Genomic DNA, 18210 nt, shown 5'->3' with positions numbered 1-18210 from the left:
CTGCAGGCCATGGGTGTAGCCCTGCTCGACCGCCAGGCGCATGCCGGCGATGACGGSCACGCCCTTGCCCTGGTTGTGCGGCAGGCGCAGCAGCTGGATGCCGTCCTGCCGCGCCAAGGCGTCGAGCTGCGCTGCCGTGGCGGCTGCGCTGCCATCGTCCACCAGCAGCACCGGCAGGCCCTGCTCGCGCAGCTTGGCCGCAACGCCACCGACCGTACCGCCATGGTTGTAAACAGGAATGACGGCGCAAACCTTCACACGCCGGCTCCGAAGCGCAGCTTGCCGCTGGCGTGCGCGCCGCGCTCGCTGGTCAGCGCGAAACGCAGCTCGCTGCCGTCGGCATTGATGGTCAGCTCGAGGTCCACGGTGCCGCCGGGGCGGATGACCTGCTGGAACTTGAGCTGGTCCAGCCCGGCAAAGGCCGGCTGCAGTGCGAACAGCTCGCGTGCAAAGCGCTCTGCCCAATCCAGCTGCACGACGCCCGGCAGCACAGGCTGGCCCTCAAAGTGCCCTTCGAAGCCGGGATGGCGGGCCTCGATGTCGACGCGCAGCCGCACCGTCAGCGCCTCACGCATCAGCACCCGGGCGGGCGGGCGCATGGGGTCGAACAAGGCCTGCAATGCGGCCTGAGTGGTCTTGCCCTGGGTGTTGGCGGGGAATTCGCTGACGAGGCGCCAGCGGCGCGGGCGCACGGTGGACTCCAGCTGGGCGGCCAGGCGTTCGCGCAGCGGCGCGAGCCATGCAGCGCGGCCGGCCTGGTCGATGGCGCCCCAGGCCTCGGGCGTGGGCACCAACACGACGCCCAGCTCCTGGCGCGAGCCCGGCAGCAGCRGCGCGCGGGCTTCCTGCACCTGGCCGCTGGCCAGCAGGGCCTGCTCGACGGCGGCCAGCGACACGCGCTTTTCTTCCACCTTGACGATGCGGTCCGCGCGGCCCAACAGCACGAAGCCGGGGCCTTCCGCGCGCGCATGGTCGGCGGCCGTGTACCAGTCATCGCCACCGATATGGGCCGAGCGCAGCTGCAGCTGGCCGTCGCTCAATTGCCATTCGACGCCGGGCAGCGCGCGCCAGGGCTCGGCATCGCCCGCGCCGGGCGGGCGCTGGCGCCAGGCCACACCGCCGGTCTCGCTGCTGCCGTAGACCTCGATGGGCGTCTGACCCAGGCGCTCGGCGCAGGGGGCCAGCGCATCGGCTGGCAGCGGGCCGCCGGAGCTGAACACCGCCGCCAGGCGCTCGGGCAGGTCGCCGGTGACGGCGAGCTGCAGGCGCTTCAGGTGGGCCGGGCTGGCGATCAGCGCGATGCGGCCGGGCACGGCATGCAGGTCTTCCAGATAGGCCACGCGGTTCGCCGCGGTGGGCCTGCCGGCCGCCAGCGGCCACAGCACGCGGAACAGCAGGCCGTAGATGTGCTGGTGGCTGACGGTGGCGTGAACCGTGGCGCCGTCCAGGCGCGCACCGAACTCGGCTTCCAGCGCGCGCACCTCGTCGAACAACTGGTGCAGCTGCTTGGGGATGGCGCTGGGCTCGCCGCTGCTGCCGGAAGTGAAAACGACGAGCTGGGGGGCCTGCGGGTCCAGCGACTGCCAATCCGGCACGGGCGCATCGGCCACGGCAGCAGTGGCATCGCTGCGGCCAGGCCAGTCGCCGGCAAACGCCCCCACCTGCTCGGACAGACGCTGCGCCGTGGCCGGCAGCGCGTCACCGGGCCACCAGACGGTCTTGCGGGCATGCCAGGCGCCGAACAGCGCGGCGGTGGCGTGCAGGGTGTCTTCGAAATGCAGTGCGACGTCGCCCGTCGCCAGCGCCTGGAAATGCGCGAACCAGCCAGCGGCCTGGGCCAGGAACTCGGCCGACATGACAGCCCGGCCGGAACGCCAACCCACGGGCTGAGCGGCCCGCGCCGGGCTCAGGGCACCGGCAAGGCCGAGGCGCAGTTCACGCCACATGCTTGCCGGCTCGTACGCGGCGGCGCACCAGCCACTCGCCGCCCATCAGGGTGCCCATCAGCCCGTAAGTGATGAAGCCGTTGTACAGCGCCCAGGTCTGCTCGCTGGCCCACAGGGCCGTCGCCAGGCTGATGCTGCCGTTGACGATGAAGAAGCCGCACCAGACGATGGTGACGCGGCGCGTGTAGGCCACCCCGTGGGCGTCCAGCTCGGGGTCGTGCAGGCGCGCCAGGCGCTCGACGACGGTCTGGCCCTTGAACAGGCTGGCGCCGAAGAGCACCAGCATGGCCAGGTTCATCGCCACCGGGTAGATCTTCAGCGGCAACAGCTGGTTGGACCAGGCCGTCAACGCGGCCAGCACCAGGCCGGCCAGCGCGATCGCGAGGGCCTGCTGGCTGCGCGAGGCGAGGTAGCGCGCCAGTGCCAGCGCCAGCAGCAGCAACGCCAGTACCCGAGGCTCGGCATGTGCGAGGCCCAGGTAGACGAGAACGGGATAGAGGGCGGTCAGCGCCACCCAGAGGATGTTGCGCACGCTGGGGCGAGAAACGGGATCAGGCGGCGCGCGGCAGCGCGGCCTCGTCTTCACCGGTGGTTTCTTCGGCCTGCTGCAGCAGCGCGGTCAGGGCGTTGACGACGTCCTGCAGCGTGCGCACCGATTTGAAGGCCTCGGGCTGCAGGCGCTTGCCCACCAGGGGCTTGAGCTTGACGATGAGGTCCACCGCGTCGATGGAGTCGATGTCCAGGTCGTCGTACAGCCGGGCTTCCGGGCGGATGCGCTCGGGCTCGATGTCGAAGGTCTCGACCAGGATGGCCGACAGGCGCGTGTAGATGTCGTGTTCGGTCATGGTGTGAACTCCCTGGCGATTCAGCCCTTGCGGCTCGTGGCCACGAAAGCTGCCAAAGCCCGGATGGAGCGGAAATGGCGGCGGGTTTCCTCCGAATCGGCCGACATGGTGACGCCATAGCGCTTTTGCAGCGCCAGGCCCAGCTCGAGCGCGTCGATGGAATCCAGGCCGAGGCCTTCGACGAAGAGCGGCTGCTCGGCGTCGATGTCGTCTGCGCTCATGTCCTCGAGATTCAAGGCGTCGATGAGCAAGGTCTTGATTTCAAGTTCCAGGCTCTGTTCCATCGCCTTTTCCCCCAGAAAAATAGTCCCGCAAGTATCCCGTGAGCCGTCTTGCAGCGAGCGGGAATTCTCCGTGAGCACCCTCTAGAAAGGGTGTCACGGCGATGTCCTCGCCCACATCCAGACTCAGGTGTAACGGCCGGTCGTGGGTTTTCCACCACGGCCAGCCTTTGCTCAATCCCAGCGGCTCGCAGCGAATGCGCACTGGCGTGATGGCCACGCCCGTGCGCAGGGCCAATTGGGCCGCACCGCGCTGCAACTGCAAAGCATGCCCGGGCCTGCTTCGGGTGCCTTCGGGAAAAATTACCAGATTGCTGCCCGCCTGGAGGCTGGCGTTGAAACCTTCCAACACCTCGCTGCCACGGTCGTTACGCAAATAGTTGCAGGCCCGCACCGGCCCCCAGGTGAAGGGGTTGTCGCCCAGCCCGGCACGCACGACGCAATCGGCGTTGGGCGTGCGCCCGATCAGCGCCACCACGTCGATCAGCGTCGGGTGGTTGGCCAGCACCAGCAGGCCACGCCGCTGCAAGCGCTCGACGCCCGTCCAGCGCACGCGCACCAGACCGAGCAGCGTCATCAGGCCGATAAAGCCGCGAAAGCTGGCCCCCACCAGCGCACGTGACCAGYGGATGCGGCGCACCGGGCTCCACACCAGCAGGTTGATCAGCGGGAAGGCGAGCACGCCCATCAGCAGGCCGCCGATGCCGAAGCAGGCGAAGCTGAAGGCCGTGGCCAGCACCCGCCAGGCGCGGGACCAGGCCCGGGACCAGTCGAGCAGCAGGCTATCGAGCGACGACATGGCGCCACTGCCAGTCCGCGGCGCCGTCCCCCTGGCGCAGCTCGGCCGCGGGGTTGAGCAGCCACTGCAGCACCTGCAGGTTGGGCGCCAGCGTGCCGGATGTCGCGGGTGCGAGCGACGCCTCGCGCGTCAGCTGCACGGCCGGTTCGCCCGCACGCGCCAGACGCAGGCGCAGGGCATAGGCATGGGGTGGCGCGATCAGCGCATCCAGCCCGGTGTGGGCGTACAGCGCCGGCAGCGGCGCGTCGAACACCGTCAGCAGCACGGCCGGTGCGCCGGTGGCCAGCAGGGCCTGGGCTTCGACCCAGCCGGCGGCGGCGCTGACTTCGCCGGCGGCCACCGCGCTGACATTGGCGGTGACGCCGCGCTGGATGGAGTACTGCGCACCGATGGCGTTGTGCACCGAGTGGCTGAAGGCGGTCGGCGACAGGGCTTCGCCCTGGGCCAGTTCCTGCAGCATGACCACAGAGCGGGCCAGTTCGCCCCAGCGCGACGCGAACACCAGGGGCATGGCCGCCAGCGCCGCGCCGTCGACGTCCTGCTGGGCCCAGTAGGCCACCTGCAGGGCGGCCCGCCCCAGCGGGTCGATGCGCCGCCGCGCCATCGCAGGCACTTCGGGCAACGGCGGCGAAGCCGGCGCGTCGGCGGGCAGGGGCTGCGGCTGGCGCAGCCAGGCCCGCCAGTCGTCCTGGGAAGCGAGGCCGGGCGCCCACGCCGCCCACTGCTCGACATGCAGGGCCAGGCCATGCTGGGCGGCGGTGTGAGCGGTGGCGGGCGCGGTCATGGACGGGTCAGAAAGTAGAAAACCCGCCAAGAGGCGGGCTTGCGGTTTGGGCAGGGAATGCCCTTAGCTCTTCGCGCGGAACTTGCGCAGCGCTGCGACCTGCGCCGCCAGCGTGAGCAATTCGTTCTGGATCGCCGCCTGGTCGAGTTCGCTCTTGGCGTTCTTGAGCGCTTCCTCGGCCTGCTTCTTGGCCTCGACGGCCTTGGCTTCGTCGAGGTCTTTGCCGCGGATGGCGGTGTCGGCCAGCACGGTCACGCGGTTCGGCTGCACTTCGAGGATGCCGCCGGCGACGAAGACGAACTCTTCGGTGCCGTCCGGGCGCTCGATGCGCACGGCGCCCGGCTTGATGCGGGTGATCAGCGGCGTGTGCTTCGGCAGGATGCCGAGCTCGCCACTCTCGCCCGGCAGGGCGACGAACTTGGCCTCGCCCGAGAAGATCAGCTCTTCGGCGGAGACCACGTCGACGTGGAGGGTTGCCATGTTCAATCTTCCTTAGCTAACCATTGAAGAAGTCCTGCGGGAGACGGGACGCCGAGACGTCCCCGTCAACCTCACTGGATCTTCTTGGCCTTCTCGAAAGCTTCGTCGATGGTTCCCACCATGTAGAAAGCTTGCTCGGGCAGGTGGTCGCACTCGCCGGCCACGATCATCTTGAAGCCGCGGATGGTTTCCTTCAGCGGCACGTACTTGCCGGGCGAGCCGGTGAAGACTTCGGCGACGTGGAAGGGCTGCGACAGGAAGCGCTGGATCTTGCGGGCGCGAGCAACCGACAGCTTGTCTTCCGGCGACAGTTCGTCCATGCCCAGGATGGCGATGATGTCGCGCAGTTCCTTGTAGCGCTGCAGAACCTGCTGCACGGCACGGGTCGTCGTGTAGTGCTCTTCGCCGACGACGTTGGGGTCGATCTGGCGGCTGGTCGAGTCCAGCGGGTCCACGGCGGGGTAGATGCCCAGCGAAGCGATGTCACGCGACAGCACGACGGTAGCGTCCAAGTGGGCGAAGGTCGTGGCAGGCGACGGGTCGGTCAAGTCATCGGCAGGGACGTAGACGGCCTGGATGGACGTGATCGAGCCGACCTTGGTCGACGTGATGCGCTCTTGCAGGCGGCCCATTTCCTCGGCCAGCGTCGGCTGGTAGCCCACGGCGGAAGGCATGCGGCCCAGCAGTGCGGACACTTCCGTGCCGGCCAGCGTGTAGCGGTAGATGTTGTCCACGAAGAACAGCACGTCCTTGCCTTCGTCGCGGAAGGACTCGGCGATGGTCAGGCCGGTCAGTGCCACGCGCAGACGGTTGCCCGGGGGCTCGTTCATCTGGCCGTAGACCATGGCGACCTTGGAGTCTTCCAGCTTGTCCTGGACCACGACGCCGGAGTCCGACATCTCGTGATAGAAGTCGTTGCCCTCACGGGTGCGCTCACCCACGCCGGCGAACACGGACAGACCGCTGTGCGCCTTGGCGATGTTGTTGATGAGCTCCATCATGTTGACGGTCTTGCCGACGCCGGCGCCACCGAACAGACCCACCTTGCCGCCCTTGGCGAACGGGCAGATCAAGTCGATCACCTTGATGCCGGTTTCCAGCAGGTCCTGCGACGGGCTCAGCTCGTCATAGGCCGGGGCGGCGCGGTGGATGGAGGCGGTCAGCTCGGAAGAGACCGGGCCGCGCTCGTCGATGGGGTTGCCCAGCACGTCCATGATGCGGCCGAGGGTTGCCTTGCCGACCGGCACCTTGATGGTATCGCCGGTGTTGAAGACTTCGGTGCCGCGGCGCAGGCCGTCGGACGAACCCAGCGCAATGGTGCGGACCACGCCGTCGCCCAGCTGCTGCTGGACTTCCAGCGTCAGTGCCGAGCCTTCCATCTTCAGCGCGTCGTACACCTTGGGCATGCGGTCGCGCGGGAATTCCACGTCGACGACGGCGCCAATGCACTGAACGATCTTGCCGACTGCTGCTTGAGTGTTAGCCATTTTTGCGTTCCTTCAATTCAATTCTTTGCGTGCCGAAGCGACTCAACCGACCGCGGCTGCGCCGCTGACGATCTCGGACAACTCTTTGGTGATGGCTGCCTGGCGGGTCTTGTTGTAGACCAGCTTCAGCTCACCGATCAGCGTGCCGGCGTTGTCGGTCGCGGCCTTCATGGCCACCATGCGGGCGGACTGCTCGCTGGCCATGTTCTCGGCAACGGCCTGGAAGACCAGCGCTTCCGTGTAGCGCATCAACAGCTCGTTGATCACCGTGGGGGCGTCCGGCTCGTAGATGTAGTCCCACGAGTGGCCGGCCTTGTCCGTTTCCATGTCGCTGGCCTTGAGCGGCAGCAGCTGGTGCACCTTCACCTCTTGCTTCATCGTGTTGATGAACTGCGTGTAGCAGAGGTAGACGGCGGACAGCTTGCCTTCGGCGTACTGGTCGAGCAGCACCTTGACCGGGCCGATGAGGGCCTCAATGTGGGGCTGGTCGCCGAGCTGCGTCGCGTGGGCAACGACCTTGGCGCCGATGCGGTTCATGAAGCCCAGGCCCTTGCCGCCGATGGCGACGACCTCGGCCTTCTGGCCCGCGGTTTCCAGTTCCTTGAGCTTGGCAGTGGCCGCGCGCAGCAGATTGGTGTTGAGACCACCGCACAGGCCCTTGTCCGTCGTGACGACGACCATGCCGACCGCCTTCACGCCCTCGTTCTTGACGAGGAAGGGATGGCGGTACTCGGGATTGGCCTTGGCGAGGCTGGCCGCGATGTTGCCGATCTTCTCGGCGTAGGGGCGAGCCGACCGCATCCGCTCCTGCGCCTTGCGCATCTTGGACGCGGCGACCATTTCCATCGCCTTGGTGATCTTCTTGGTGTTCTCGACCGACTTGATCTTGCCGCGGATTTCTTTGCTTGAAGCCATTCGAACTCCTAGTCAGTGCAGGGCTAAGTTGAAGCTCAGCCCCACGTGTTCCGTGGCTTAAGCGAAGGACTTCTTGAAAGCCGTGATGGCGGCGTTCAGTTCAGCTTCGGCGTCCTTGTCCATCGCCTTGTCGGCTTCCAGCTTGGCAAGCAGGGCGGCGTGGCTGGTCTTCAGGTACTGGTGCAGGCCGTGTTCGAAGGCCAGGACCTTCTTCACTTCGATGCTGTCCATGAAGCCCTTGTTGGCGGCGTACAGCGACGCGGCCATCAGCGAGATGGACAGCGGCGAGTACTGGGCCTGCTTGAGCAGTTCCGTCACACGGGCACCGCGGTCCAGCTGCTTGCGGGTGGCTTCGTCCAGGTCGGAAGCGAACTGCGCGAACGCAGCCAGCTCACGGTACTGCGCCAGGTCGGTACGGATACCGCCGGACAGCGACTTGATCAGCTTGGTCTGGGCAGCACCACCGACGCGCGACACCGAGATACCGGCGTTGATGGCGGGGCGGATACCGGCGTTGAACAGGCTGGTTTCCAGGAAGATCTGGCCGTCGGTGATCGAGATCACGTTGGTCGGCACGAAGGCGGACACGTCGCCGGCTTGCGTTTCGATGATCGGCAGTGCCGTCAGCGAACCTGTCTTGCCCTTGACTTCACCCTTGGTGAAGGCTTCGACGTAGTCGGCGTTCACGCGGGCGGCGCGCTCCAGCAGGCGGCTGTGCAGATAGAACACGTCGCCAGGGTAGGCTTCGCGGCCCGGCGGGCGGCGCAGCAGCAGGGAGACCTGGCGGTAGGCGACGGCTTGCTTGGACAGGTCGTCGTAAATGATCAGCGCGTCTTGGCCGCGGTCGCGGAAGTACTCGCCCATCGTGCAGCCCGAGTAGGCCGACACGTACTGCATCGCAGCGGATTCCGAAGCGGAAGCGGCGACGACGATGGTGTATTCCATCGCGCCGGCCTGCTCCAGCGAGCGCACCACGTTCTTGATCGACGACGCCTTCTGGCCGATGGCGACGTAGACGCAGGTCATGTTCTGACCCTTCTGGTTGATGATCGCGTCGATGGCGACGGCGGTCTTGCCCGTCTGACGGTCACCAATGATCAGTTCGCGCTGGCCACGGCCGACAGGAACCATCGAGTCAATCGACTTCAGGCCGGTCTGCACCGGCTGGTCCACGCTCTTGCGCGCGATCACGCCCGGGGCGACCTTCTCGATGACGTCCGTCATCTTGGCGTTGATCGGGCCCTTGCCGTCGATCGGCTCGCCCAGCGCGTTGACGACGCGGCCGATCAGCTCGGGGCCGACCGGCACTTCCAGGATGCGGCCCGTGCACTTGACGGTGTCGCCTTCCGAGATGTGCTCATAGGCACCCAGAATCACGGCGCCGACGGAGTCGCGCTCGAGGTTCAGGGCCAGGCCGAAGGTCTGGCTGCCGTCCTTGGCGACCGGGAATTCGAGCATTTCGCCCTGCATCACGTCGGACAGGCCGTGGACGCGGACGATACCGTCGGAAACGGACACGACGGTGCCCTGGTTGCGGATGTCCGTGCTGCCACCAAGACCCTCGATACGGCTCTTGATCAGTTCGGAAATTTCAGCGGGATTCAGTTGCATGCTAGGTCTCCCAGGTGGCCGTTCCTTCGCCGGATCAAGGGCGGGGTCAGACGCGGGGGTAAATCGGAATGTCTTGCGGGTGTCCAGCTGCGGATCAGGCAGTCAGCGCAACTTTCATGCGCTCAAGGCGGGCTTTGACGGAGGTGTCCAGCACCTCGTCACCCACGACGACGCGAACGCCGCCGATCAGGCCGGGCTCCAGCTGCACATGGGCTTCGAGCTTGCGGCCGAAGCGCTTCTCCAGCGACGCCTTGAGGTCGGCGAGCTGAGCGTCGCTGATCTCGTAGGCGCTGAAGATCTGCGCGTCGGACACGCCCGAAGCGGCGTTGGCCAGCACGTGGTACTGGGCCACGATCTCGGGCAGCGCAGCCAGGCGGCCGTTCTCGACGATGGCGCGCAGGAAGTTCTGCACACCGGCGGCGAGGTCTTGCTTGGCCGCGGCGGCGATGACCGCAACGACTTGCTCAGCCTGGGCCTTGGGGTGATCGGCGAACTGGCGCAGATCGGCGTCCTGCGCCACCTGGGCCAGCGCGTCGAGCTGCTTGCCCCAGGCGCCCAGGTCTTGCGACTTGGCAACCTGGAACAGGGCTTCCGCGTAGGGGCGGGCGATGGTGGCGATCTCGGCCATTTACAGCTCCGTCTTCAGGCGAGCCAGCAGCTCGGCGTGAACGCCGGCGTTGACTTCCTTCTGCAGGATCTGCTCGGCGCCCTTGACGGCCAGTGCAGCGACTTGCTCGCGCAGGACTTCGCGAGCGCGGGAAACCTGCTGCTCGGCGTCGGCCTTGGCGGCGGCCAGGATCTTGGCGCCTTCTTCTTCGGCGCGGCCCTTGGCAGCGTCGACGATGGCGGCGGCGCGCTTCTCGGCATCCGAGATCAGCGTGCCGGATTCAGCCTTGGTCTGAGCCAGTTCCTTGGCGATCTGCGCTTCGGCGCCGGCCAGTTCGGCCTTGGCCTTGTCGGCAGCGGACAGGCCAGCGGCGATCTTCGCGGCACGCTCGTCGAGCGCCTTGATGATCGGCGGCCACACATACTTCATCGTGAACCCGACCAGGATCAGGAACACGATCATCTGAACGATGAGCGATGCGTTAATAAACACCTTGGTGCCTCACAAAGTTTCGAGTGCGGAAACCTCCGGGGCAACCTTGGCCACGGCGGGTCGACAGCATCGAATTACTTGGCGCCAGCAGCCAGCGCAGTAGCGATCTGGCCCAGGAACGGGTTGGCGGTGGCGAACCACAGGGCGATACCCGTGCCGATGATGAAGGCCGCGTCGATCAGGCCGGCCAGCAGGAACATCTTGGTCTGCAGTTCGTTCATCAGCTCAGGCTGACGAGCGGCGGACTCAAGGTACTTGCTGCCCATGATGCCGATGCCGATACAAGCACCGAAGGCGCCCAGACCAATGATCAGACCAGCGGCGAGGGCAACAAAGCTAATGACTTCCACGATGACTCCTTGAGGGGAAAAAAGAGAGAAAGGGTTGAGGGAAAACTGCTTGGAAAAACTGGGGGACGGCTGCTGCGGGATCAGTGCGCGTCGTGGGCCTGGCCGATGTAGACCAGCGTCAGCATCATGAACACGAAGGCCTGCAACGTGATGATCAGGATGTGGAAGATCGCCCACACCGAGCCCGCGATGATGTGGCCGATGGCCAGGCCGATGCCGGTGGCCGACAGGCTCCAGGCGCCGCCCATCAGGGCGATCAGCATGAAGATCAGTTCGCCGGCATACATGTTGCCGAACAGTCGCATGCCGTGGGAGACCGTCTTGGCGACGAACTCGATCAGCTGCATGGCCAGGTTGACTGGGTACAGATAGACCTTGTCGCCGAACGGTGCCGCAACGAGCTCGTGAGCCCAGCCGCCGGCGCCCTTCATCTTGACGTTGTAGATGAGGCAGGTGATCAGCACGCCAAGGGACAGGCCCATGGTCATGGACAGGTCCGCAGTCGGCACGACGCGCAGGTAAGCGTGGTGGTCACCGGTGAGGTTCTGCCAGATCCAGGGGAACAGATCCACCGGGAACAAGTCCATCGCATTCATCAGGAAGATCCAGACGAACACGGTCAGGGCCAGCGGCGCGACGAGCTTGCGGCTGTTGGCGTTGTGGACGATGCCCTTGGCCTGATCGGCAACGATCTCGACGAGGATTTCGACGGCGGCTTGAAAACGGCCCGGGACGCCCGAAGTAGCAGCCTTCGCGGCGCGCCACAGCAAGAAGCTGCCCACCAGACCCAGCAGCACGCTGAAGAAGATGGAGTCGAGGTTGACGACGGAGAAGTCGACGATGCCTTGCTGCTTGCCACTCTGCGCGTGGTTCAAGTGGTGAATGATGTATTCACCAGCGCTCGGGGCTGCTGTTTCGTGGCCTTCTGCTGCCATGTTTCGTTCTGCCTCGTCAGGTCAATCTGCGGCCACGCCACGCGAGCGCCAGCCAGTTCACTTTGATGCACACCGCGAGGGTGACCAGCAGGGCTGGCCAGCTCAGGCCCGGCACCACCTTTGGCGCCAGCACCAGCATCGCGATCGATGCACCGATTTTCAAAAATTCCCAACCCATGAACCCGGCAGCCGCACCGACCGCTGAATCCACGCGCTTTGTCATGCCCCGCGCCAGCAGCATGTTTGGCAGCACCACCGCCGCGACGCCATAGAGCGCCGAAACCATGGCCACGCCGGACGCCGTCCACAGCCGGATCACGGCCACGCACAGCAAGCCTGCCACCAGCTGCATCCCCAGCACACGCCAGGGCGACAACATCGGCAACGCCGACTTCAGCGCTGCCGCCTGCTCAGGGCTCAGGGCCTTGACGGGCAGCTCCTCTTTGTCGTCGTCCCAGCCGCCGGCCGTCGAAACGGCGGGGGGCCAGGTCTTTCGGGGGCCGTTCTCGGTCATGGCGCCAGGGTCCTGGGGTGGGCGGCTCAACCCCCAAAACTACCAGGAGCTGATTGCACCGGGATGACGCACGGGCGCCACCCAACAAAGCCAGCCATTATATGTGACGAGTTACACCGGGGTAAATACGCCCCCAGGCCGACACAGGATTCAGGCGCTTGTCAGGGTCGCGGGCAAGCCCGGCACGTCGACGCGCAGTTGCAGCACGGCGCCAGCGAGCGGCTCGCGTTCCAGTTCGTCGGCGGGGCGCTTCTCGCGCGCCGTCGTGATGAAGAGGGTGCGCAAGTCAGCGCCGCCGAAGGTGGGCATGGTCGGGCAGGTCACCGGCAACTCGACACGCTGCACAACTTCGCCGGTCGGCGCAATGCGCAGCAGGCAGCCACCTTCAAACATCGCGGCCCAGTAGTGGCCTTCAGCATCCATCGCTGCACCGTCAGGGCGGCCTCCGTAGGCCTCGCCCGGCGCGCGCGGCTTGAATTCGGCGAAGACGCGCGGGGAAGACAGCGCGCCGGTCGCCACGTCGAAGTCCGCGACGTAGATGCGATGGGCCTTGGTATCGGACCAGTGCATGCGGTGGCCGTCGGGACTCCAGGCCAGACCGTTGGATGTCGTCAAGCCGGGCACCTGAGATTCAAAGACCTTGCCGTCGAAGCGATACAGCGCCGCCTCGGGCTCACGCGCATCCGAGATGCTGCCGATCCACAAACGCCCGGCAGGGTCGACCTTGCCGTCGTTGAAGCGCAGCCTTGCAGGGTCGTAGGGTGGCGGGCTGACGAGTTGCTGCGCACCGGTAGTCGTGTCCAGCGCCCACAGGCCGTCGCGCCGCGCGACGAGCAGGCCGCCGCCGGCGCGAGCCGCGATGCAGCCGGGCTCCGCCGCCTGCGGCCACACGTCTGGCGCGTCGATGCCCGCGCGCCAGCGCAGCACCTGACGGCCCGGAATGTCGACCGCATAGAGCTGCAGTTCGGTGGGATGCCAGAGCGGCGATTCGCCAAGCAGGCAGCGGTGCTCGCCGAGGGGCTGGATGTCGTGTTCGAGTGCCATGCCGGCACTCTAGGCGGTTATCCGAAGTAACTCGGCCGGAAGGCGCCGAGCTCGGCCTTCAGATAGTGGGCGCCGGGGATGGGGTTGAAGTAGAACGGTGGCACCTCAGCAAAGCCCAGGCTCTCGTAGAGCCCACGGGCGGCTTCCATGTCATCCAGCGTGTCGAGCAGCATGGACGAGTAGCCCGCCTCGGTGGCGCGATCCATCAGCGCCTGGGCCAGTATGCGGCCCAGGCCAAAACGGCGGAAGGCCGGGCGCACGAAGAGGCGCTTCATCTCGCAGGCGTTGGGGTAGTCGGCGTCGGGCAGGGGGCGGAAGGCACCGCTGCCGGCGATGGCGCCATCGACGGTGGCCAGCAGCATCAGGCCGCCGGGCGGCGCGTAAACGCCAGGAAGCCCTGCAAGTTCTTCCTCGAAGCCCTGGAAGTCGAGATCGACGTCGAGGCTGTTGGCGTAGTCGCGCAGGATGAGTCGGGTCTCCTGCCAGTCCTCGGGGGACTCGGGCGTGATGAGCTGTATGTCGGGGCCGGCCATAGGCGTCGCAGTTTAGCCAGCCGCCTCAGGCAGCAAATCCCAAGACCACGCGACGGGTCTTGGCGCTCTTCTTTTCTATCCTTGTCACGATCACAGGACCGATCTCAGATGTGTTGCTGACGTGCGTCCCACCGCATGGTTGCAGATCCACGCCTTGCACCTCCAGCACCCGAATGCGGCCAAGTCCGCGCGGCGGCTGCACGCTCATCGAGCGGACCAGGCCGGGATTGGCGTCAAGCTCGTCTTCCGTGATCCAGCGGTGCCCCACCGGATGCGCCTCGGCCACCAGCCGATCCAGACCCGCCTGGATGGCCTCCTTGTCGAAGGGCTCGTCGGTGTGGAAGTCCAGCCGCGCATAGCCTTCGGTGATGGAACAGCCGTCAACCGGATAGGGCAGCAGCGCGCACAGCAGATGTGTCGCCGTATGGAAACGCCGGTGCGCCTGGCGGCGCGCGGCGTCGACCTCGATGCGCACCGCCGTGCCGACGGCGGGCAGCTCGCCGTCAATCAGGTGGACGATGGCCTCGGGGTGTTCCTTGCTCTTGCGCGTGTCGGTCACACGCCAGCGCTGCTCGCCCGCGATCAGCCAACCGGTGTCGCCGGCCTGGCCACCGCCGAGCGGGTAGCAGACCGTGCGATCAAGCAGCACACCGCCCTCGACTTGGGCGATGACGGTCGCGTCGCAGGCCAGCAGCGTCGCGTCCTCGCGGAACAGGTCTTCGGTTTTCATCACGCAACAGCCTCCAGTTCGACTTCGCCGCGCGGTGTCGCGAGACGCGCGCGCAGGCCGTCGCGCGAATCAAAGCCCAGCAACTGCACGCCCTGGTCAACCATCGCGTCGGTCGGATGCGCGTCGCCCCATTCGATCAGCACGGGCAATGCTTCACGGCGCAGGCGGCGGCCGTCCTCACGCAGCGCGATGCGCCAGCACAGGTTGCCGCGCGAGGCTTCGGTCGCCATGCCGGCATCCACGCCTTCGCTGCGCCAGCAGGCCAGGGCCGCATCCAGATTGGGCACGCGGGCGACCCAGTGGATCAGCCCCGGTCCTTCGGCGAGCCGCTCGCGCAGCGCGGGCAGATCGAGGTCGAACCAGCGTGCGCGGCCGGGTGGTGGCGCGTCGGGATCGATGGCGATGATTTCGAGATAACAGCGCGGGTGATTGGGGCCGCTGATCCGCACGAGGCGGTTGTGCGTGCCCATCAGCGCATGCTTGCCGCCCGGCTCGGGCGTCACGCCGAGCACGCGCTCGCACCAGGCAACTCCTTCGTCGAGCGTCGCCGCGCCGACGACGAGGTGATCCAGCTCCATGCTCACAGTTTCACCTGGCCGTGGATCAGCGGCGTCACGTCGCCGCCAATCCAGGTGCCCTCGCCGTCGCGCTTCACATACACGCGGCCGGCCCGACCGAGAGCGGCGCCTTGGGCGGCCACATAGCTGTCGCCCGCCAGACCGGACTCCTGCAACCACAACGCCAGGCCGGCGTTGAGGCTGCCGGTGACCGGGTCTTCGGGGATGCCGAGGTCGGGCACAAAGGCGCGCACCTCGAACTGGCATTCACCGCCGGCCGGGTAGGCACCAACGACGCCGAGCTTGAGCCCCTGCATCGCGATGAAGTCCGGCTGCAGCGCCAGCACGCTGGCCGCGTCGCCCAGGCGAGCGGCCATCCAGCCGGGGCCGTTGTCGACCCAGACCAGGTCGAGCAAGGCTTCAGGCGTGATGCGCAGCGCGGCAATCGCCTGTGCACGCTCCTCCGCGCCCACGACACCACTGCGCTTCAACGGCGGCGCGGCAAAGGCCAGGCGGGCGCCGTCGCGCTTCACCCGCACCAGGCCGATGGCGCATTGCTGCACGACCTCGCCGGCCTTCTTCGCATCGCCGCCGCTGGCCAGGAAGGCATGGGCGCTGCCCAGCGTCGGGTGGCCCGCAAAGGGCAGCTCGCCGCCGGGCGTGAAGATGCGCACGCGGTAGTCGGCGCCCGGGTCGGTGGGCGGCAGCAGGAAGGTCGTCTCGGACAGATTGGTCCAGCGCGCGAAGTCGCTCATCTCGTCGTCGGACAGCCCCGCACCGTCGATGACGACAGCCAAGGCATTGCCCTTCAGTGGGACGGCGGTRAACACATCGACCTGGGCGAAGCGGCGCAACTGAGTCATGGCTTGATCATGGCTTGAGATAAAGACCGGGGCGGACGATTTCCATGCCGCGCTGCGGCTTGGCCAGTGGCGAGAAGCCGTGGCCGGCGTAGACCGCATGGGCGTCGCGGGTGAAGAGCATGAAGCGGCGCAAGCCCTGCAGGTCGGGGTGGGCCAGCAGCGTCTCGATCATCCATTTCGCCAGGCCGTGGCCGCGGTGGGTATCGAGCACATAGACATCGCAGAGATAGGCGAAGGTCGTCCGGTCGGTCACGACGCGGGCAAAGCCGACCTGGCCGACCCCTTCGGCATGCAGCGCGATGCACAGTGAGTTGGCAATCGAGCGCTCGACCAAGGCCAGCGGAATGCCTTCGGACCAATAGGCCCCGACGAGGAAGTCGTGCGCCGCCCGGGCGTCGATGTCCTCGGGCGCAAAGCTGAGCCGGTAGCCGTCGCGCTGCATCAGGGCGCGTGCTCCGCAACCGGCTCCAGCGCCTCGTGCAGCAGACGGCCGAGCTTCTCGACGCCATCCCGGATCAGGTCCGGTGTCAGCGTGACGAAGGACAGGCGCAGCGTGCGCGGGTCGGGCTGGTGGGCATAGAAGGCCGCGCCCGGCACATAGGCGATGCCGGCGTCCACGGCCCGGGGCAGCAGGGCCATCGCGTCCAGGCCTTCGGGCAGGCGGATCCAGAAGAACATGCCGCCCTGGGGCGACAGGTAGTCGCAGCCCGGCGGCAGATGCTCGCGCAGAGCCTCGGCCATCGCATCGCGGTTGGCCTTGTAGAGGGCGCGGATGGTGGGGATGTGGCCGTCCAGGAAGCCATCGCGGATGACCTCGTGGACGACGCGCTGATTGAAGCCCGGCGTGTGCAGGTCGGCGGCCTGCTTGGCCTGCAGCAGCTTCGGGTACAGCTCGGGCGGGGCGATCAGATAGCCGAGGCGAAAGCCCGGCGTCAGCACCTTGGAGAAGGAGCCCAGGTAGAGCGACCCTTCCGGCCATAGGCTGGATAGCGCGGCCGGCGGCGGCTCGTCGAACCAGAGGTCGCCATAAGGGTTGTCCTCGACGATGGGCACGCCGGCGCGGCGCGAGGCTTCGACGACTTCCACGCGGCGCTGGGCGCCCATGACGCGGCCGGTCGGGTTCTGGTAGTTGGGCAGCAGATAGCTGAAGCGCGTGCCGGGCGCGTCATGCGGCAGGGCCGCAATGGCCTCGGGGCGCGGGCCCTGGTCGTCGCTGGCGAGACTCGCAAAGATGGGCTCAAACGGCGTGAAGGCCTGCAGCGCACCGAGGTAGGTCGGCGTCTCGACGGCCACCGGCGCACCAGCGTCGCAGAGGATCTTGCCGACCAGGTCCAGCCCCTGCTGGGAGCCGCTGGTGATCAGCACCTGTTCCGGCGCCACGGTCATGCCGAGTGTTGCGACCCGCGCCGCCACCCATTCGCGCAGCGGCGCAAAGCCCTCGCTGGCCGCGTATTGCAGGGCCTCGCGCGGGTTCTTGCTCAGCACGCGGTCGCAGGCGGCCTTCAGCGCGTCGACCGGAAAGGTGTCCGCGCTCGGCAGGCCGCCGGCCATGGACAGGATGCCCGGCTTCTCGGTGACCTTGAGGATCTCGCGAATGATGGACGGGTTCATCCGCGCGGCGCGGCGCGCTTGGGTCCAGACGGTCGTCATGTCAGCCCCTCGTTCCATGAGTACATGGACCGATCCCCCGAGGGGATGGCGGTCCGGCTAGGGGCGGCCCGGCGCTCGGCCCGCCGGCCGGCAAAGACAGAATGGTGCATGGCAATCACTCGCGGGATTTCAAAGGAGTCAGCCTAGCATCCAGTCGACCGCGGCACGGGCCTGCAAATCGGTGGAGTCGAACAGCGGCAGGGCGGCAGCGCTGTCAGCGGGCAACAGCAGGCCCAGCTCGGTGCAGCCAAGAATGGCGGCCTGTGCGCCGCGGTCGGACAGGGCTGCGACCTGGGCGCGCAGGGCCTCGCGCGAGGCCGGTTCAAAGCGGCCGCGGCACAGTTCCTCGTAGATCAAGCGGTGCACTTCCGTGCGGCCTACCTCTTCGGGCGTGATGACCTCGATGCCAAATCGCTCCCACATGCGGTCGCGATAGAAGCCCTGCTCCATCGTGAAGCGCGTGGCCAGCAGGCCGGCGCGTTTGACGCCGGCCGCACGCAGCGCCTCGGCGGTCGCGTCGACGATGTGCAAGACCGGCAGGCCGGCCGCTTGCTCGATCTCGGTGGCGACCAGGTGCATGGTGTTCGTGGCAATCAGCAGCGCCTGCGCGCCGGCGCGCTTCAGGCCGGCGGCGGCTTCGCCCAGCACGCGAGCGGCTTCGGCCCACTGGCCGGCGGACTGCATGGCCGCAATGGGCGCGAAGTCGACGCTGTGCAGCACCAGCTGGGCGCTGTGCAGGCCACCCAGGCGCGCGGCGACGCCGCGGTTGATCAGCGCGTACAGATGC

General features: G+C 67.2%; 24 protein-coding genes. All 24 read right to left on the bottom strand.

Going from position 1 to position 18210, the window contains the following annotated elements; genetic code table 11:
• The coding region (locus ACXJKR_RS07470; RefSeq protein ID WP_457322026.1) for a glycosyltransferase at positions 1-258 on the bottom strand (258 nt) is incomplete at its 3' end.
• Complete coding sequence (locus tag ACXJKR_RS07465) at positions 255-1946, bottom strand: AMP-binding protein (RefSeq protein ID WP_457322024.1); 1692 nt, start codon at positions 1944-1946, stop codon at positions 255-257. The genes ACXJKR_RS07470 and ACXJKR_RS07465, both read right to left, overlap by 4 nt.
• A complete protein-coding gene (locus ACXJKR_RS07460) occupies positions 1936-2478 on the bottom strand; it encodes a COG4648 family protein (protein WP_157282223.1) in 543 nt (180 codons plus the stop codon). Before ACXJKR_RS07460 ends, ACXJKR_RS07465 begins: the two co-directional genes overlap by 11 nt.
• Positions 2479-2497: 19 nt before the next feature.
• On the bottom strand, positions 2498-2791 hold the full coding sequence (locus ACXJKR_RS07455; RefSeq protein ID WP_056205534.1) for an acyl carrier protein: 294 nt from the start codon (positions 2789-2791) through the stop codon (positions 2498-2500).
• Between the two features lie 20 nt (positions 2792-2811).
• Positions 2812-3075, bottom strand: coding sequence for a phosphopantetheine-binding protein (locus ACXJKR_RS07450; RefSeq protein ID WP_056205536.1), 264 nt, complete (start codon positions 3073-3075; stop codon positions 2812-2814).
• Entirely contained in the window at positions 3053-3871 is an 819-nt protein-coding gene (locus tag ACXJKR_RS07445; RefSeq protein ID WP_457322021.1) for a lysophospholipid acyltransferase family protein, read from the bottom strand. The genes ACXJKR_RS07450 and ACXJKR_RS07445 overlap by 23 nt, the downstream gene beginning before the upstream one ends.
• Entirely contained in the window at positions 3855-4655 is an 801-nt protein-coding gene (locus tag ACXJKR_RS07440; protein ID WP_457322019.1) for a beta-ketoacyl synthase chain length factor, read from the bottom strand. The genes ACXJKR_RS07445 and ACXJKR_RS07440 overlap by 17 nt, the downstream gene beginning before the upstream one ends.
• A gap of 63 nt (positions 4656-4718) precedes the next feature.
• Positions 4719-5135 carry a F0F1 ATP synthase subunit epsilon gene (locus tag ACXJKR_RS07435; protein WP_457322017.1) on the bottom strand — a complete coding sequence of 139 codons (417 nt, stop codon included), beginning with the start codon at positions 5133-5135 and terminating at the stop codon, positions 4719-4721.
• Between the two features lie 71 nt (positions 5136-5206).
• A complete protein-coding gene (gene atpD, locus ACXJKR_RS07430) occupies positions 5207-6622 on the bottom strand; it encodes a F0F1 ATP synthase subunit beta (RefSeq protein WP_056205542.1) in 1416 nt (471 codons plus the stop codon).
• Positions 6623-6664: 42 nt separating this feature from the next.
• On the bottom strand, positions 6665-7537 hold the full coding sequence (gene atpG / locus ACXJKR_RS07425; protein WP_457322014.1) for a F0F1 ATP synthase subunit gamma: 873 nt from the start codon (positions 7535-7537) through the stop codon (positions 6665-6667).
• Positions 7538-7594: 57 nt separating this feature from the next.
• Complete coding sequence (gene atpA, locus ACXJKR_RS07420) at positions 7595-9148, bottom strand: F0F1 ATP synthase subunit alpha (protein ID WP_457322012.1); 1554 nt, start codon at positions 9146-9148, stop codon at positions 7595-7597.
• 94 nt (positions 9149-9242) lie between these two features.
• On the bottom strand, positions 9243-9776 hold the full coding sequence (locus ACXJKR_RS07415) for a F0F1 ATP synthase subunit delta (RefSeq protein ID WP_457322010.1): 534 nt from the start codon (positions 9774-9776) through the stop codon (positions 9243-9245).
• Positions 9777-10247 (bottom strand): F0F1 ATP synthase subunit B, encoded by a 471-nt coding sequence (locus tag ACXJKR_RS07410; RefSeq protein WP_457322008.1) that lies wholly within the window; start codon positions 10245-10247, stop codon positions 9777-9779.
• Positions 10248-10321: 74 nt separating this feature from the next.
• Entirely contained in the window at positions 10322-10597 is a 276-nt protein-coding gene (atpE, locus tag ACXJKR_RS07405) for a F0F1 ATP synthase subunit C (protein ID WP_056205553.1), read from the bottom strand.
• An 80-nt stretch (positions 10598-10677) separates the two neighbouring features.
• Positions 10678-11532 carry a F0F1 ATP synthase subunit A gene (gene atpB / locus ACXJKR_RS07400; RefSeq protein WP_056205556.1) on the bottom strand — a complete coding sequence of 285 codons (855 nt, stop codon included), beginning with the start codon at positions 11530-11532 and terminating at the stop codon, positions 10678-10680.
• Positions 11533-11548: 16 nt separating this feature from the next.
• A complete protein-coding gene (locus ACXJKR_RS07395) occupies positions 11549-12046 on the bottom strand; it encodes an ATP synthase subunit I (RefSeq protein WP_056205558.1) in 498 nt (165 codons plus the stop codon).
• A 150-nt stretch (positions 12047-12196) separates the two neighbouring features.
• Positions 12197-13090: an SMP-30/gluconolactonase/LRE family protein gene (locus ACXJKR_RS07390; RefSeq protein WP_056205560.1), complete on the bottom strand. Its 894-nt coding sequence runs from the start codon at positions 13088-13090 to the stop codon at positions 12197-12199.
• A 17-nt stretch (positions 13091-13107) separates the two neighbouring features.
• Entirely contained in the window at positions 13108-13623 is a 516-nt protein-coding gene (locus ACXJKR_RS07385) for a GNAT family N-acetyltransferase (RefSeq protein WP_457322005.1), read from the bottom strand.
• A gap of 25 nt (positions 13624-13648) precedes the next feature.
• Entirely contained in the window at positions 13649-14353 is a 705-nt protein-coding gene (locus ACXJKR_RS07380; protein ID WP_457322003.1) for an alanyl-tRNA editing protein, read from the bottom strand.
• Positions 14353-14931 carry a VOC family protein gene (locus ACXJKR_RS07375; RefSeq protein ID WP_457322001.1) on the bottom strand — a complete coding sequence of 193 codons (579 nt, stop codon included), beginning with the start codon at positions 14929-14931 and terminating at the stop codon, positions 14353-14355. Before ACXJKR_RS07375 ends, ACXJKR_RS07380 begins: the two co-directional genes overlap by 1 nt.
• Positions 14932-14933: 2 nt before the next feature.
• Positions 14934-15773: a PhzF family phenazine biosynthesis protein gene (locus ACXJKR_RS07370; RefSeq protein WP_457321999.1), complete on the bottom strand. Its 840-nt coding sequence runs from the start codon at positions 15771-15773 to the stop codon at positions 14934-14936.
• A gap of 7 nt (positions 15774-15780) precedes the next feature.
• Positions 15781-16215, bottom strand: a complete 435-nt coding sequence (locus ACXJKR_RS07365) for a GNAT family N-acetyltransferase (RefSeq protein WP_457321997.1) — start codon at positions 16213-16215, stop codon at positions 15781-15783.
• Positions 16215-17423, bottom strand: a complete 1209-nt coding sequence (locus ACXJKR_RS07360) for an aminotransferase-like domain-containing protein (RefSeq protein WP_457321995.1) — start codon at positions 17421-17423, stop codon at positions 16215-16217. Before ACXJKR_RS07360 ends, ACXJKR_RS07365 begins: the two co-directional genes overlap by 1 nt.
• 138 nt (positions 17424-17561) lie before the next feature.
• Complete coding sequence (locus tag ACXJKR_RS07355) at positions 17562-18206, bottom strand: aspartate/glutamate racemase family protein (RefSeq protein ID WP_457322027.1); 645 nt, start codon at positions 18204-18206, stop codon at positions 17562-17564.
• Between the last annotated feature and the right edge of the window lie 4 nt (positions 18207-18210).

The organism is Roseateles sp. P5_E11, from assembly GCF_054049355.1.
This window is presented reverse-complemented; position numbering and strand designations above follow the sequence as displayed.

Bases quoted from the DNA above. Each gene is read 5' to 3' on its own strand.
- ACXJKR_RS07440 (WP_457322019.1), bottom strand. From the start codon at position 4,655: ATGACCGCGCCCGCCACCGCTCACACCGCCGCCCAGCATGGCCTGGCC.
- ACXJKR_RS07415 (WP_457322010.1), bottom strand. From the start codon at position 9,776: ATGGCCGAGATCGCCACCATCGCCCGCCCCTACGCGGAAGCCCTGTTC.
- atpB (WP_056205556.1), bottom strand. From the start codon at position 11,532: ATGGCAGCAGAAGGCCACGAAACAGCAGCCCCGAGCGCTGGTGAATAC.
- ACXJKR_RS07375 (WP_457322001.1), bottom strand. From the start codon at position 14,931: ATGGAGCTGGATCACCTCGTCGTCGGCGCGGCGACGCTCGACGAAGGA.
- ACXJKR_RS07390 (WP_056205560.1), bottom strand. From the start codon at position 13,090: ATGGCACTCGAACACGACATCCAGCCCCTCGGCGAGCACCGCTGCCTG.
- ACXJKR_RS07450 (WP_056205536.1), bottom strand. From the start codon at position 3,075: ATGGAACAGAGCCTGGAACTTGAAATCAAGACCTTGCTCATCGACGCC.
- ACXJKR_RS07455 (WP_056205534.1), bottom strand. From the start codon at position 2,791: ATGACCGAACACGACATCTACACGCGCCTGTCGGCCATCCTGGTCGAG.
- ACXJKR_RS07380 (WP_457322003.1), bottom strand. From the start codon at position 14,353: ATGAAAACCGAAGACCTGTTCCGCGAGGACGCGACGCTGCTGGCCTGC.
- atpA (WP_457322012.1), bottom strand. From the start codon at position 9,148: ATGCAACTGAATCCCGCTGAAATTTCCGAACTGATCAAGAGCCGTATC.
- ACXJKR_RS07360 (WP_457321995.1), bottom strand. From the start codon at position 17,423: ATGACGACCGTCTGGACCCAAGCGCGCCGCGCCGCGCGGATGAACCCG.
- atpD (WP_056205542.1), bottom strand. From the start codon at position 6,622: ATGGCTAACACTCAAGCAGCAGTCGGCAAGATCGTTCAGTGCATTGGC.
- ACXJKR_RS07395 (WP_056205558.1), bottom strand. From the start codon at position 12,046: ATGACCGAGAACGGCCCCCGAAAGACCTGGCCCCCCGCCGTTTCGACG.
- ACXJKR_RS07385 (WP_457322005.1), bottom strand. From the start codon at position 13,623: ATGGCCGGCCCCGACATACAGCTCATCACGCCCGAGTCCCCCGAGGAC.
- ACXJKR_RS07365 (WP_457321997.1), bottom strand. From the start codon at position 16,215: ATGCAGCGCGACGGCTACCGGCTCAGCTTTGCGCCCGAGGACATCGAC.
- ACXJKR_RS07435 (WP_457322017.1), bottom strand. From the start codon at position 5,135: ATGGCAACCCTCCACGTCGACGTGGTCTCCGCCGAAGAGCTGATCTTC.
- atpG (WP_457322014.1), bottom strand. From the start codon at position 7,537: ATGGCTTCAAGCAAAGAAATCCGCGGCAAGATCAAGTCGGTCGAGAAC.